This is a genomic window from Pseudomonas sp. P1.31, assembly GCF_001269815.1.
GTDB classification, from domain to species: Bacteria; Pseudomonadota; Gammaproteobacteria; order Pseudomonadales; family Pseudomonadaceae; genus Aquipseudomonas; species Aquipseudomonas rustica.
On the sequence record NZ_LHVN01000027.1, the window covers coordinates 127760 to 141000 of the forward strand.

Sequence of the window (13241 nt, forward strand, 5' to 3'; positions counted from 1 at the left end):
TGGATTCTGGATTAGCGATCGGAGCGCATGAGTTCGGCGATTCCGCCGTCCAGCGATAACACCGCCGCGCGATTGCGCCCGGCATTTTTCGCTTGATACAACGCCGCATCAGCGCGGTGGATGAACGTTTCCAGACTGTCATTGCCGCTAGGAATAAACGCATAGCAACCCAGGCTCACCGTCAGATACCCGGTGGGCGAGCCGCTGTGGATGATGTGTTTATCGATCACGCTGCGGCGAATCTGCCCGGCAATCGCCAATGCGCCGTTGATGTCAGTATCCGGCAGCAACACCGCAAACTCTTCACCGCCGTAACGCACCGCCAGATCCGCCTTGCGCTGACAACAAGTCTTGACCACTTGCGCCACCTGCATCAGGCAATGATCACCGGCGACATGGCCGTAGGCATCGTTGTAGCGCTTGAAGAAATCGATATCGAGCATGATCAGGCTCACCGGACTCACCTGCCGCGCGCCACGGGCAAATTCAATTTCCAGCGAACGTTCGAACAAGCGCCGATTGGCCAGTCCGGTCAGGCTGTCGTGGGTCGCAATCTGCTCCAGCGCGAGTTGGGCTCTGCGCAGATTCTTCTCGATGCGCTCGCCATTGCGCACCTGATGGATGAACACCCAGCCGAACAAGCCGACGCCCAAAATCACCAGCGCAATGATCACGCTGGACTGAAACGCGCGCTCATACCAACCCTTGAGAATCGTGTCGCGCGACGACGCTGCGGCGACCACCAATGGATACGACCCCAGTTGCCGATAGCCATACAAACGCACGACGTCATCGACCACCGACCTGATCATCGCCGTGCCGGACTGGGCTTCCGGCAGCAACTTCTGATAAATCCGCCCTTGCGCCAGCGACGTACCAATGAGGTTTTCTTCAAACGGTCGACGCGCCAACAGCGTGCCGTCAGTCAGGCCGAGGAACATGATGCCGTTGTCGTCGAGGCTGAAGCTTTTGAAGAACTGATCGAAGTACGCCATCTTGATCCCGGCCATCAGCACACCCTGAAAATTGCCGGCGTGGTCATTGACGCGTTTCGAGATCGGGATGATCCATTCGCCGTTCTCACGGCTGCGAATCGCCGGGCCGATGTGCGCCAGCGTCGATTCATTCTGCTGATGAAACTTGAAGTAATCGCGATCGGCCACGCCGTTGCCACGGGGCAAATCGGCGAACGAAGTGATGATCCACTGGCCCTGTTTGTCGAAGAAAAAGATGCCGTGCAACTGCTCCATCTGCTGCACGCGCCGGGCGAAGGTTTTCTGCAAACGCGGCTTCTGCGTCGCGCCGTAACCGTCGTCCTCAATCCAGTCGACCAGACTGGTCATCACCAGATCGGCGGAGTGAAACGTGTCCTCGGCCTGTTGCGCCATCGCCCGGGTCAGGTTGCTCGATGCCACTTTCGCCACGGCCAGATCCTGACGCCGCGACTGCTCCAGTTGCAGGTAGAGCAAGCCGAACAGACACAGGCACACCGCAACGATAAACAGCACAGCCGCTTTACGCAGTGGCAGGCGCTTCAGCGCGCCGGGAGCCTGTTGCGGATCGTGAATGGGAATAGGCAAAAGCGTGTCCTGGGCAGGTACGACAAGGGCGTAGGCCCGAAACCCTTACGGTCTGAGCGTAGTCCACCGGGGTGCTCGGGGCAAACGCCACGATCCCGTCCCGTTGTATCGGCGCGCCGCGAATTAGGATGATCGCTGTTGGCAGATTTATTTTCGATTGCTTCTTTACGGTTAATCCATTCTGAAGTGCCAGACATCACACAACCCCCTGTGGCAAGGGGATTCATCCCCGCTGGGCTGCGAAGCGGCCCCAAAAATCTCATGAGCGCTACGCACTCAAGCGGGAGCAAGCTCCCTCACCACAGGTTAAACAGTTTCGGATGGACTCAACGCTTCGGCGGCACCCGAATATCCCCCTTCCGGCACTGCGTCCTCACCCCCTTGCCACACGCTGCAAAGCGCAAATCCTTGCCCAGACAAACACGCACTTCCGCCAACTCCGGCCCACTGCAAATCACCGCAATGCCATCAGCCGGAATCTTCGGATTGCTTTTACGGAACAGATCAGCGATCTCCTGCGCCTTGAAGTAATAGGAATCACCAAACGGCTGCAACTGCTCAGGGATGTTCACCGCCGCCAGCGCTTTGTCCGCCGCATCTAAGTAGCCCGTCGCACCGAGCCCGCTGCACGTGCCGTGCTTGCGCCATTCGTGATAGAGCAATTTCTGCGTCGGGAACAACGTCAGGCCTTTGCTACGTTGTTCAGCCGAAAGCTTGCTCAGCGGCGGACACGATTGCGGCCAGCCGCCCTGCGCATACTGTGGCCACAATCCATGCAAAACAAAGCCGTAACCCTTGCCCGAACACTGCGCGTCATCCTTGTGCGTCAGGCAAAACGTCGGCGACCACGACAGCGTCAGCAAGTAATAATCGAACGCCCCCGCCACTGCTTCCGGCCGCTCCTTATGGCTCGGCGACTGACGTGACGAGATCAGCCCGATGCTACCGGCCGTCAGCACGATCAGCGCGAAAATTGTAAACAGCTTTTTCATGTACCCGCTCCCTGAGACGCCTGCGCCCGTGGTTTTCGATGCTGACCTGACGTGATTTGTAATGAATGAGGCACGCTGACAGCGCCGGCGCATGACGCAAGGCAAGGCCGTACGCCGCTGCAAGGTCTACGATTAACAGGCAGACATCAAACCAAGGGAACCGAAATGAGTAAAGCAGACGAACTCGCCGCGAAGCTCAAGCAAACCCGGCACACCCAAGCGGATGCGACGCTGGAGATCGATTGCTGGGCCAAACAAGTGGACAGCCTGTACCACCGCATCGAGGCGTGGTTGCAGCCCGTGGCGGAAGTCGGATTGAAGATCCGGCGCAACCCGACCCACGTGTGTGAAACGTCGCCGGATGGCGAAAGTCATGATTACGCGGTGGATCAACTGGTGATCGAAGGCAATGAGCACAGCCTTAGGTTTGATCCGATTGCGCGGTTTACTGAGGACGGTGCGGGTCGCGTCGAGATCCACACCTCAGGCGATGAGCTTGCCTTGCTGAGAACCGTGGATGAACACCAGATGACACATTGGTGGTTACAGACCATCGATCGATCCGGGCCGCAGCAGGATGCAGTGGCTTTGACTGAGTCGGGGTTGCTGGGGGTTGTGCAGGCGGGGTTGAAGATCTGAAAAAAATTTGTGCGCAGCACGTTGCGTCGCGCGAAGCTGCGCACAAAAAATTCGCTATAGGTTCGGCCCCTTTCAAGCTCACTGATGAAAACAATGGCATCATGATGGCCACCCATTCATAAGTGAAAAAGGCACAGGGATTGTGAACATCCATATTCCAAACGATCCAGAACAAACTGCCCGCATAGCCATCGCACATTACAATCCGAGACTGGGCGAAAAGTTCGCACACCTCATTCGTTTTTTGAACTTACACCCTGAGTCAGGTCCACAGCGCAAGGGTTCAGCATTTCCAGTGGGTAGCGTCCACTATATCGAACTGCTGGCGAAAAGATTCGCGGATGGCAGGCGCGGTAGAAAGCCAAAGGAACCTAAAACAGTTCCGGACAACATGGTCTCCGTAGTCCTGCAAGACTATTTCGGCTGCGCTCCGGCTGACCTCAAAAGAATCCAAAAAGAACATCGTCTGTCTATGGGGGCAGAAAACATCATCGGTGATTTGTTAGAACGGTATCTGGCGGACGTCTTGGAACCGAAGGGATGGGTGTGGTGTTCGGGTTCGACCGCCAAAGCGATTGACTTCATCAAGCCTCCAACGACGTCAGACAACATCTGGACGACATTGCAGGTCAAAAACCGGAGCAACACTGAGAACTCCTCTTCGATCACTGTGCGTAATGGCACGAGTATCAAACACTGGCACCGGACGTTCTCGAATAAGGAAGAAACCAACTGGGCAGCTTTCCCAGACGCCGAGCTCGCGCCTTTATTGAGTGAGAACGGTTTTAACCTGTTCGTCAGGCACTATCTGTTCCTAGCCAAAACTGCGCCTACACCGGTCTCACCCAATCAAACTGAGTTGTCTTGGTAAACCCAAACTGACAACCAACTGTCGACCGACACCGACCGCGCCGCTGTATTCACCAGCCCCGGTGGCCATCAGTTACAGTGCGATCGAAGTTACTTCCTTGCCGAGAAACTCCAATGGCAGGACGCCGATGTTGGCCTCGTGATTGGCGTGCGGATGTGGTTTTGAATGCCTTTCAAACCTATGGACAAACAACCACCTGTTACTTCTGACAGTAGACAGCCTTCCGATAAAAAAACTAGGTTAGAGCCCTTCTCCGCGATGCAGTGAATCGCCCATCCGTCCCGAGTGGATTGGAGGCATGAACATGAATGCGCTCACCTGGTTTGCGTTGATCTGTTACGGATTGGCTTTTCTTGGCGTACTGATACTCGCCGCTGCTTACCTTGTGCGATCAGAGTTCATGCCCTATCACAGCGTAGCGGTCGCTCGACCTTGGCAAGATGTCGACCCTGCAATGCAAATCCTGCTGATGGCGCTGATCCGAGTGGTCGGGGCTACCAATTTCGCGCTAGGGGTATCGGGAATACTGATGCTGTACCTATTGTTTTCGCAGCAATGGGGTTTTCCACAGTTACTTGCCTTTCAAGTTTTCTGCTTGATTGCCGTCGTACCACCGCTCGCAGTCACCCTCTATGTGCGAAAAAAAACCAAGGCCCCCACACCGGTGTTGAGTGTCTGCTCGATCGGGTTGCTGACCCTCGCCGGTTTTGCGTTCGCAGTGTTATCTGGCCAATATTTATAAACCTCGGCCCCCTGAGAGGCTACTCGATATGAATACCGATGCCCTGTTCTGGAAAGTCATTAACGGTGAGTTGCCAACGCCTGACGCCGCCAAGTTATTGGGCTGGACATTCATTGATTACGACGAGGAAAAAAGCGAGGCGCACATTGTTTTTGAAGCCAGCGCTTCACTCACCAATCTCATGGGCAATATTCAAGGTGGGATGCTTGCAGCGATGCTTGACGACTGCATGGGGCCAGCGCTCTATGCGTGCCTGGCAGCAAATCAGATTGCGGTCACCGTCGAATCGAAAACCAACTACATCAATCCGGCATTACCAGGGCGAATTTTTGGCACAGGGCGCATTGAGCACCTCAAGCGTGAAATCTGTTTTACCTCGGGCCAACTGAGTGACGCGTCAGGCAACGTCCTGGCTACGGCAACGGCAACTTTTCGAATCAGTGACCACTCGTTTAGCAGGGTCTAGGATTGCGGATCCATAGTGTGATCGTGTTTAACTGAACGCCATCATTCACGGATCAACCCATTCATAGAAGCCCGGTAAATATGCACAACTCCAAAAAATCAGTATTGCTCGGCACCCTCCTGTCTCTCGCTTTCGGTGCTCAGGCAAACGAGGCAAACGAGCCAAGCTCACACCTCGACACCGTCCAGCAACAAGGCCAGTTACGCGTCTGCACCACCGGCGACTACAAGCCCTACACCTTCAAACGCCCCGACGGTGAATTCGAAGGAATCGACATCGCCATGGCCCGCTCGCTGGCCGACAGCCTCGGCGTCAAAGTCGAATGGGTGCAGACCACCTGGAAAACCCTGATGCCCGACATGCAGGCCGGCAAATGCGACATCGGCATGGGCGGCATTTCGGTAACGCTTGAGCGGCAGAAAAAAGCCTACTTCAGCAACACCCTCGACACCGACGGCAAGATCCCGTTGGTGCGCTGCGCGGAGGTGAACAAGTATCAAACGGTCGAACAGATCAACCAGCCCAACGTGCGCCTCGTCGAACCCGCCGGCGGCACCAACGAAGCTTTCGTCCACGCCTTCCTGCCCAAGGCGCAACTGGCGTTGCACGACAACGTGACGATCTTCCAGCAACTGCTCGACAACAAGGCCGACGTGATGATCACCGACGCCTCGGAAGCGCTGTATCAGCAGAAACTCAAACCGAGATTGTGCGCGGTGAACCCGCATCAATATATGCAGTACGGCGAGAAGGCTTATTTACTGCCGCGCGATGACATCAGCTGGAAACAGTATGTCGATCAATGGCTGCACCTGAGCAAAGCCACAGGCAAATACCAGCAAACCCTGGGCGAATGGATTGCCGTACCGCAATGATTAATGATGCCTGACACTAACCCTGTGCCTCACACATGATCTTGTGTCTTACACATAAATTCTGTGCCTCAGACAAAATCCTGTGTCCCACACAAAATCCTGTGGCGAGGGGATTTATCCCCGATGGGTCGCGAAGCGGCCCCTGCTTCTTATATCAAAGAAGTCTGGGACTGCCTTGCAGTCCATCGGGGATAAATCCCCTCACTACAAGTTATGTGTTCCCCCATCAATCCTCATGCAACATCCCGGAACTGTACTGATTCAAACTGCTACCAATACTGTTCCCGCCAAACTTCAACGTCGTCGCATTATTGCGCCCATCCGGCGACTGACAATCAGTAGAAAAACAACTGGTCGTGGTCAACCCACCCGCCCCCGAACAAGCACTCAGAACCGACACAACAGCGGCAACCAACAGCACTTTGGCAACATTCAGGCGCATGGCACGATTCCCCTCGGGATGAAAAACGACGATCTTGTGCCAACATCCTAGGCCCGCCCCGCACGCGCTTACATGAAACTTTGCCGATCGACAGCAGCGGTTCAGAATCGACCCTCCGCCCGACAAGGACATCCCCATGCAATTCCTCCTCCTCACCGACGCCAGCCCCGTCATTCAGGCCCACGTCCGCACCCTGCGCAACCAGCCGGACGTGCGCAAATACATGTACACCTCGCACGAAATCAGCCAACAGGAACATGCGAACTGGCTCGCCTCCTTAAAGGGAAACGCGCGGCAGCAAGTGTTTGTGGTGATCAAGGATGAGCAAGCGGTTGGGGTTGTTTCGTTGAACGCGATCAATGATCTGCAGAAAACAGCGGATTGGGCGTTTTATCTGGATGTCGGGTTGCAGGGCAAAGGGCTGGGCAGTGTGGTGGAGTTCTGGATGCTCGATTACGCATTTGGTGTCGCAGGTCTGGAGAAGCTGAATTGCGAAGTGCTGGCGATGAACTCGGCGGTGGTGAAGATGCATCAGAAGTTTGGCTTTGAGGTGGAAGGTGTTCGGCGACAGAACATCCTGCGCGATGGCGCTCGGATCGACGTTGTCCTGCTGGGAATCACCAAAGAGGAATGGCAAAACAAGCGTCCAGCGCTGGCGCCGGTGATCGACCGAATCAGCGCCGTTTAACGCCGGGAGCCGGATTTTGAAACGTGAACTGAGCCCGGACGATCTATACAAAATCAGAGAGGCGTTGTCGTGGATCTTTGTCGACACCGCAGTTGAATTTGCCTACATCGCCAGACAAGTCGAAGGCCACGATCCGGAACAGATCAAAGAGATTTTATATTCGGAAGTTGCCGTCGTCTGCGCCGGGAACCTGGAATGCGTACTTCCGCCAATCTGGACAGGTTTCGAACCCGACTCCTTAAACCGGGACATCGAACAGATGCTGCTCGCAAACAAGAACAGCTGGATTCGGCGACAACTGCATAAGTTGCACACCGCCCGGTTGCGATATAGCTATAGAGAAGCCTGGGAAGATCTTTCCGCTCACCTCAAACAATCGAACTGACTCCCTCTGTGGCACCGGAGCCCCGTCGCCACAGAGGGATGTGCTTTACACCTTCACTTCAACGTTATCCAACGCCTGATTCACCGCCAACTCCCCCAACATCACCACCTGCGCAATACCCAACGCGGTTTTGCGATGCGAGGAACCTAGCGCAGCGGCAAAGTTGATGAGCATTTCAGAGGCTGAGCCCAACGTTTCACTGGCGTTCGCCAACAGGGACTCGGTGTCGTACTTCGGATTGGCGAGGTACATACGTTCAGGCTGGTTGGTACTGGCCATGATGCGGTCGGCGGGCAACAGATAATGATCGAGCGCGCGTTCGGCGGCTTCGTGGAGTTTTTTTGAATCGAGAGATTCGTAGGGTGATGCGGGATCGGTTTGGGGTGGATTCGGTGTTGGTTTGAACATGGATGGAACCTCTAGCCCGATTACTAAAAGAAACCATCACCCTCGCTACCAAACGAAGGGTGGCGGCCATACGCGGGTTGGTAGACCGGTCGCACTAGAACCCGGCGCCCACGAATGGGCCCCACGCATGACCACCATGAAATCCGAGTCCTGAGAAAGCGACTGAATCAGGTGATGCAATGCATCTAGACACGAAGCGGGCTACCAAACCCGATCACTGGTTTTCAGTGACCTAAGGACGATAGAACCTGCGGTCTAGACGCACAAGCCGGCGGATTCTGTCTTACGTGTAGGGGATGGCGCAAGGGGTTGTAGGGCTATGCCCATGCAAGCGCGGGCAATATAAACAACGGCATGCTTTTCTGTTTATATCTGCGGAAACTGCCACGGGCCTCGCCCTAAGACCAAACAAAATAAGTCTGATACAGTCGGCACCAGTTAAATCTTTGACAGGGAGTCAAACATGGCAAAGCCAGCCGCACGTATCACCGATCCCACCAGTTGTCCCATGCCTGGGCACGGATCCAAAGCCATCGCTTCCGGATCCCCAGATGTTTTTTTTGATGGGCTTGCAGCTGCTCGTAAGGGCGACACCTGCACCTGTGGCAGCTCGTTGGCCTCTGCCGTTTCAGGCACAGTCTTCATCAATGGAAAAAATGCCGCCCTCGTTGACACTGTAGGTACCCACGGAGACGTTGTAATCGGTGGTTCGGGAACAGTTGTCATTGGTGACTCACATACTCCGGCAGCGTTTATCCCACCTACTCCCATGATCATTCATCCGGGATGGATCAGTTTCAGCATTCCTGGTACAGAATCTTATCTTGGCATGAGCTGCACAGCGCAGTTCGAAGATGGATCTACTCAATCCGGAGTTTTTGATAACACCAACACGGTGAAATTCATCAATATCAGTGGAAAAACATGTTTGACGCTAGAACTCGGTAGCAAAGAAGAATCGTCGGCGAATTCTTTTTTCGACACGTTACTTAATACATCGTTGAAATAAGGATCATTTCATGAATGAACCATTACTCGTAACTGGAAGCTACGTTGTTCAGAAAGCTCATGAACTCGAAAATTCGCCCTTGGATATGGCGATTGCAGGCATGGAGGGTGCTGCTACACGATTTTCTGTAGACGCCATATCAGATGCAAAAGTACGTAGCAACTACATGAACAATATCAAACGCATGTCTATAGAGACTAAAGCAGAAGTCGCGGCCGGCAAGCTCAGCGCTAGAGAAGGAGCAGAGTTTTGCCAAGAGATGCGCAATAGAATTTTGATGGAACATCGAAAATATACTTCGGCACAAGGCGTAGCGTTCGCTGAGCGCAAAAAGAAACTCCCACCGACGCTACAGGAAACGCTGGATAAATACGCCTTGCGGACCGCAAAAGTAGAGTACAGCAAACTTACCCCGAAACAGAAAAGTAAAATTTACTACGAGATTCTCGATTCAGCAGGTCGTGACAACACTCCTGTAAGTAGAGGAACCAAAAAATTAAGAATAATGGGAAAGGTCGGCCTATTAGTCACCGCGACTTTTGCTGTTTATGAAATCATGAATGCTGACAACAAAGTAAAGGAAACTGCAAGACAGGGAATTATAATTGGCGGTGGTGCTGCGGGTGGCGGATTAGCGGGTTTAGGCGTTTCCGCATTTTGCGGGCCTGGCGCAGTCGCATGTGCTGTAGCAATCGTCTTGGCAGGCAGTATCGCAGGAAGTATTGCTGGTAGCGTAGTGGCTGATACCTTTGATGAAGAGTTGGAGGAATTTTCCAATTGGGACGTTCTATGACGAAGCAACAAAGAGCGGATATTCGCTGGGCGTTGTCAGACGCTTTCGTAGATAACGAAGTCGACTATGCTGCGATCGCACGACAGACGGAAGATTTTGACAAGAATGAAATAAAACGCATCTTATTTGAAGAAGTGGCACCAGTTTGCCACTCCAACCTTGAAAGCACACTCCCTACTTTATGGATTTGCTTCAATAGAGAAGAGCTAGAAAGTGACATTGAAAAAATGCTGTCCACAAAGAGCGAAAACTGGGTACAAAGAAAAACAAATGACATATTAGTCAAGTGGTTGAAATACAAATACAAATACATTTGGCAAGAAATTGAAAAGCAGTACCAACATATCGGTAAATTATGAAAAATCAGTACCAACATATCGGGTGCAAACCCCAATACTCAGCCGATCCGTGTCCACGTCATCAGTGAGGATGACCATGTGACGATACGTAAGCCTCTGCCCCATCCCATACCTGATAAACTCAAACACCTTCGCCCCTCTGATTCAGATTTCCCATGTCTCTAGAACACGCCCCACTCTCCCGCCGCTTCTCCGTCGCCCCGATGATGGATTGGACCGATTAGCGACAAACGCCTTTAATGCACGGGCTTGCAGTGGAAGCCAATTTCGTCTCGTACCAATGTTTTACCATCAGGCCATCTAAGATGGAGTCTTGCGAGATCGTTGACTCGGTTAGCGCCCTGGATTGCCCTCCACCATTCGCAGAACATATTGGGTGGCACATGTGGACGAACGAAGATGACAGAAGCGTGGAGCCAGAGTACCTAAAGCTAGATAAAGCTGGATGGATGAGCATTATCAAAGATCACCTACTGGCCGACCTCACTCCATAAGCACCGATAAGCAGCCCCAGCGCTTCACCTTTCAGGTGCAGCGCTGCTGTCGGTCACTGTCGCGGCTACAGCTCAATCTAGGATCTAAGCCTATCAATACCACCAGCAGTTAGATCGTGCACCGCTCTGAAGAAAAACACTTTAACTATAAAAACCAATCACTTTCGCTCAAAAGAAACATCTTTTCCTACTTCGACCAGCTGAATGCGCCCAACCTTACCTTCACTAACACACCCAATTAAGTATTTAGAGTTAACATTACCAAACAGATAACACGACTCACTTTTATACTGCTCACCCATCGCCTTTGCAAACTTAACATCACCACCAACAATCGAGGCCGCCCAAACCTTCCCTAGATACACGGGAGTAATATACAAAGAGAAAATCGCGCCCACCAAGAAACACACCACGACACTGGCAACGGAAGACTTATTTAAAATAAACTGAAACACAGAATACGAAACAAAAATACCAGAAGCCAAATAGAGACCGTAAGAAATAAATCTCGAAAATTTGTAGCTTTCAAACCACCCCTGCGCCCATCCATCCGACGGCATAAACTTCAGATAAATCAGAATCAGCGAAACTACTACAAAGGTCAGCATTTTCACGACAACCCAATTTTTTGATGAAAATATATAGGCACTGGCGGCAGCACTTACTCCAACCATTGCCAAAGGCTCAAGGCCGGCACGGATGATGTCTTGGGTTACGACAAAATCAATTACCCAGCTAGCATCTATAGAGCTGTACATTGACATTAATTTAACAAAGCCAGCTATATAGGCGAATGCAGAAAGCCCGACTACAGCACTACCGATTTTACTTAAAACTTCAAGGAGGTTCCCTGGGGACGGGATAACGCTCACATTTTTCATGACAGCTCCGAAAAAATGCGCTGACCAACGTCGATCAGCGCGAACAAACTAAATCTAAATATCAATATTACCAATCCATTCGACACCATAAACTTTAAAACGTTTCAACTCACCTCTCCCCGTCAGAACTCTCGCTGCATTTAAGGATATCTTCCCATCCAGCCCTCTGTTCCTATCATGACTGGATTTTGTAAGAAATTCTTTTTCGCCAGGACTAACTTCGCCATCTAAATCAAATGGAACAGTCCGATCCAACTCATCTACGTATACCCGACCATAGCCGCTCAGAATATTGTATTTTGTAACGTTACCGATAATTCCTTCCTCCGCCTCGCCTTCCTCACGTATATTTACATACGCCATAGTCGTGTGATCCAGCCTTAGCATTTCTCCAACCCTAGGTCGAGAAATTGATATCTCCATATCAACCGCATTCTGAATTGGTCGATGTAACGAGGCCATCGGGGACTCGAGTGCAACACCTATCTCGCCAATGAGAGGTTCGACTCGATTTTCGAGACGCTTTACAAAAGCTGTCTCAGGCTCGTGCGAGCTTCCTAACGCTTCCGACCAAGTCCATTTGAGAAAATCCCAGAATGCAGCTGTTATTACGCTAGCTCCAATAAATTGGACGACAGGATCAGTAAAGACAATAGTTACTAGCTCTTCGAAACTTCCGTTTTTTGGCGGATGTAGGAAAACCTTTGCACCTACAACACGTTCAGCGCGCTTTCGAATTTGACCTTCATTTATAAACGCGTGGGTGGTGACGGATAGAGCCCTCGCCAGGCCATGCGTTGAAACACTGGCATCATAAATGTCAAGAAGCCCTTGATCGGCACTTGCACCGCTATATGAAATTTTGAAATTAAGCTCTTTCACCTTTACCTCACATCCTTGAGTGTTGGACTAGCAGTAGGCCACTACGCCCTGCTGGCGCCTACTGTAGCCTCCAAAAGCCTAAAGGCCCAGCGCATCCAACGTCGAAATCGTGGCGTCGACAGTAATCCCCGGCTGTACAAGTATCCTAAAGCAACAAGCTTCCCAAGCTGATACCGAGGATTCGATTCCCTTCACCCGCTCCAATATTTTCAAGGCCTCCAGCGGTATCGAGGTAGCGTCCGGCGAGACTGGTGATAGTTTTGGTGACAGTTAGTCAATTTGCGTGGAAGCGCCGGTCAGCCCCCTCCCCTAGCAACGCCCCCGTTTTCAATTGACCCATGGGAAAAAGGTAATTTTGGTAATGTCCTCTTCTACCGCCCTGAAAGGCCAGCTAAATCAAGCACTTACAGACATCCTTCAAAGGTAATAATTGAGTAATAGATAGGTTAGAAAATTACCTCTTCACTCAGTAATACCACCTGCTAACAAAACCCAATGAAATCAGGTACTTGGTAAAATATTGCCACCTGCCTTACCTAATATTACCTCTCAAGGTAATGAGTGAAAGTCGCGTCCCGTGAGGGTTCCAAGCTATTCCTTATCCTCGCTTACCAAAATTACCCTTTTCCCATCCTTGGGCAGAAAATGATCTAAAGATTGACGGCATTCGTTCGCATGCGGCGCTATCAATAGGGTTGACGCCATAGTCAAAATTCACTGCCCTTGCTCATCCGC

16 protein-coding genes and 1 pseudogene are annotated in these 13241 nt (G+C 52.0%); 11 read left to right on the forward strand and 6 right to left on the reverse strand.

Going from position 1 to position 13241, the window contains the following annotated elements; all coding sequences use genetic code 11:
- Positions 1–11: 11 nt before the first annotated feature.
- Both AD669_RS17380 and AD669_RS17385 read right to left on the reverse strand, forming a co-directional pair.
- Entirely contained in the window at positions 12–1580 is a 1569-nt protein-coding gene (locus AD669_RS17380; protein WP_053121966.1) for a diguanylate cyclase, read from the reverse strand.
- Positions 1581–1906: 326 nt separating this feature from the next.
- On the reverse strand, positions 1907–2572 hold the full coding sequence (locus AD669_RS17385) for a ribonuclease T2 (RefSeq protein WP_053121967.1): 666 nt from the start codon (positions 2570–2572) through the stop codon (positions 1907–1909).
- 165 nt (positions 2573–2737) lie between these two features.
- On the opposite strand from AD669_RS17385, the gene AD669_RS17390 reads away from it, so the two are divergent.
- The 6 genes and pseudogenes from AD669_RS17390 (at position 2738) to AD669_RS17410 (ending at position 6165) form a co-directional block, all read left to right on the forward strand.
- Positions 2738–3211 carry a hypothetical protein gene (locus AD669_RS17390; protein WP_053121968.1) on the forward strand — a complete coding sequence of 158 codons (474 nt, stop codon included), beginning with the start codon at positions 2738–2740 and terminating at the stop codon, positions 3209–3211.
- A gap of 142 nt (positions 3212–3353) precedes the next feature.
- Positions 3354–4082, forward strand: a complete 729-nt coding sequence (locus AD669_RS17395) for a SinI family restriction endonuclease (protein ID WP_156316169.1) — start codon at positions 3354–3356, stop codon at positions 4080–4082.
- A gap of 24 nt (positions 4083–4106) precedes the next feature.
- Positions 4107–4217, forward strand: a pseudogene (locus tag AD669_RS28800) (copper resistance protein CopB); the annotation flags it as partial.
- Between the two features lie 169 nt (positions 4218–4386).
- Positions 4387–4824 (forward strand): hypothetical protein, encoded by a 438-nt coding sequence (locus AD669_RS17400; protein WP_053122145.1) that lies wholly within the window; start codon positions 4387–4389, stop codon positions 4822–4824.
- A gap of 28 nt (positions 4825–4852) precedes the next feature.
- Positions 4853–5290: a PaaI family thioesterase gene (locus tag AD669_RS17405; protein WP_053121970.1), complete on the forward strand. Its 438-nt coding sequence runs from the start codon at positions 4853–4855 to the stop codon at positions 5288–5290.
- Positions 5291–5370: 80 nt separating this feature from the next.
- A complete protein-coding gene (locus AD669_RS17410; protein WP_053121972.1) occupies positions 5371–6165 on the forward strand; it encodes a transporter substrate-binding domain-containing protein in 795 nt (264 codons plus the stop codon).
- 226 nt (positions 6166–6391) lie between these two features.
- Here the strand turns inward: AD669_RS17410 and AD669_RS28165 are convergent, their stop codons facing one another.
- A complete protein-coding gene (locus AD669_RS28165; protein WP_082341465.1) occupies positions 6392–6607 on the reverse strand; it encodes a hypothetical protein in 216 nt (71 codons plus the stop codon).
- A 136-nt stretch (positions 6608–6743) separates the two neighbouring features.
- Between AD669_RS28165 and pseH the strand changes: the two genes are divergently transcribed.
- Both pseH and AD669_RS17420 read left to right on the forward strand, forming a co-directional pair.
- Positions 6744–7295, forward strand: coding sequence for a UDP-4-amino-4,6-dideoxy-N-acetyl-beta-L-altrosamine N-acetyltransferase (gene pseH, locus AD669_RS17415; RefSeq protein WP_053121973.1), 552 nt, complete (start codon positions 6744–6746; stop codon positions 7293–7295).
- A gap of 16 nt (positions 7296–7311) precedes the next feature.
- Positions 7312–7680: a hypothetical protein gene (locus AD669_RS17420; protein WP_053121975.1), complete on the forward strand. Its 369-nt coding sequence runs from the start codon at positions 7312–7314 to the stop codon at positions 7678–7680.
- A 45-nt stretch (positions 7681–7725) separates the two neighbouring features.
- Here AD669_RS17420 and AD669_RS17425 read toward each other — a convergent pair whose 3' ends face one another.
- Positions 7726–8088 carry a DUF6124 family protein gene (locus AD669_RS17425; protein ID WP_053121977.1) on the reverse strand — a complete coding sequence of 121 codons (363 nt, stop codon included), beginning with the start codon at positions 8086–8088 and terminating at the stop codon, positions 7726–7728.
- A 463-nt stretch (positions 8089–8551) separates the two neighbouring features.
- Here AD669_RS17425 and AD669_RS28170 point away from each other — a divergent pair, with 463 nt between their 5' ends.
- From AD669_RS28170 to AD669_RS17435, 3 genes are read left to right on the forward strand one after another with little or no spacing between them, the layout of a single operon-like run.
- On the forward strand, positions 8552–9097 hold the full coding sequence (locus AD669_RS28170; RefSeq protein WP_082341461.1) for a PAAR domain-containing protein: 546 nt from the start codon (positions 8552–8554) through the stop codon (positions 9095–9097).
- A 10-nt stretch (positions 9098–9107) separates the two neighbouring features.
- Entirely contained in the window at positions 9108–9890 is a 783-nt protein-coding gene (locus AD669_RS17430) for a hypothetical protein (RefSeq protein ID WP_053121980.1), read from the forward strand.
- The gene (locus tag AD669_RS17435) at positions 9887–10249 is read left to right on the forward strand and encodes a hypothetical protein (RefSeq protein WP_053121982.1); all 363 of its coding nucleotides are present in this window, start codon (positions 9887–9889) and stop codon (positions 10247–10249) included. The genes AD669_RS17430 and AD669_RS17435 overlap by 4 nt, the downstream gene beginning before the upstream one ends.
- A 652-nt stretch (positions 10250–10901) precedes the next feature.
- Here the strand turns inward: AD669_RS17435 and AD669_RS17445 are convergent.
- Together AD669_RS17445 and AD669_RS17450 are read right to left on the reverse strand one after the other, a co-directional pair.
- On the reverse strand, positions 10902–11624 hold the full coding sequence (locus AD669_RS17445; RefSeq protein ID WP_053121987.1) for a hypothetical protein: 723 nt from the start codon (positions 11622–11624) through the stop codon (positions 10902–10904).
- 54 nt (positions 11625–11678) lie between these two features.
- Positions 11679–12506: a hypothetical protein gene (locus tag AD669_RS17450; protein WP_053121989.1), complete on the reverse strand. Its 828-nt coding sequence runs from the start codon at positions 12504–12506 to the stop codon at positions 11679–11681.
- Positions 12507–13241: the final 735 nt, after the last annotated feature.

Coding starts and splice junctions, on each gene's coding strand:
- AD669_RS17405 (WP_053121970.1), top strand. CDS start 4,853: ATGAATACCGATGCCCTGTTCTGGAAAGTCATTAACGGTGAGTTGCCA.
- AD669_RS17390 (WP_053121968.1), top strand. CDS start 2,738: ATGAGTAAAGCAGACGAACTCGCCGCGAAGCTCAAGCAAACCCGGCAC.
- AD669_RS28170 (WP_082341461.1), top strand. CDS start 8,552: ATGGCAAAGCCAGCCGCACGTATCACCGATCCCACCAGTTGTCCCATG.
- AD669_RS17435 (WP_053121982.1), top strand. CDS start 9,887: ATGACGAAGCAACAAAGAGCGGATATTCGCTGGGCGTTGTCAGACGCT.
- AD669_RS17430 (WP_053121980.1), top strand. CDS start 9,108: ATGAATGAACCATTACTCGTAACTGGAAGCTACGTTGTTCAGAAAGCT.
- AD669_RS17385 (WP_053121967.1), bottom strand. CDS start 2,572: ATGAAAAAGCTGTTTACAATTTTCGCGCTGATCGTGCTGACGGCCGGT.
- AD669_RS17410 (WP_053121972.1), top strand. CDS start 5,371: ATGCACAACTCCAAAAAATCAGTATTGCTCGGCACCCTCCTGTCTCTC.
- AD669_RS17425 (WP_053121977.1), bottom strand. CDS start 8,088: ATGTTCAAACCAACACCGAATCCACCCCAAACCGATCCCGCATCACCC.
- AD669_RS28165 (WP_082341465.1), bottom strand. CDS start 6,607: ATGCGCCTGAATGTTGCCAAAGTGCTGTTGGTTGCCGCTGTTGTGTCG.
- AD669_RS17445 (WP_053121987.1), bottom strand. CDS start 11,624: ATGAAAAATGTGAGCGTTATCCCGTCCCCAGGGAACCTCCTTGAAGTT.
- pseH (WP_053121973.1), top strand. CDS start 6,744: ATGCAATTCCTCCTCCTCACCGACGCCAGCCCCGTCATTCAGGCCCAC.
- AD669_RS17400 (WP_053122145.1), top strand. CDS start 4,387: ATGAATGCGCTCACCTGGTTTGCGTTGATCTGTTACGGATTGGCTTTT.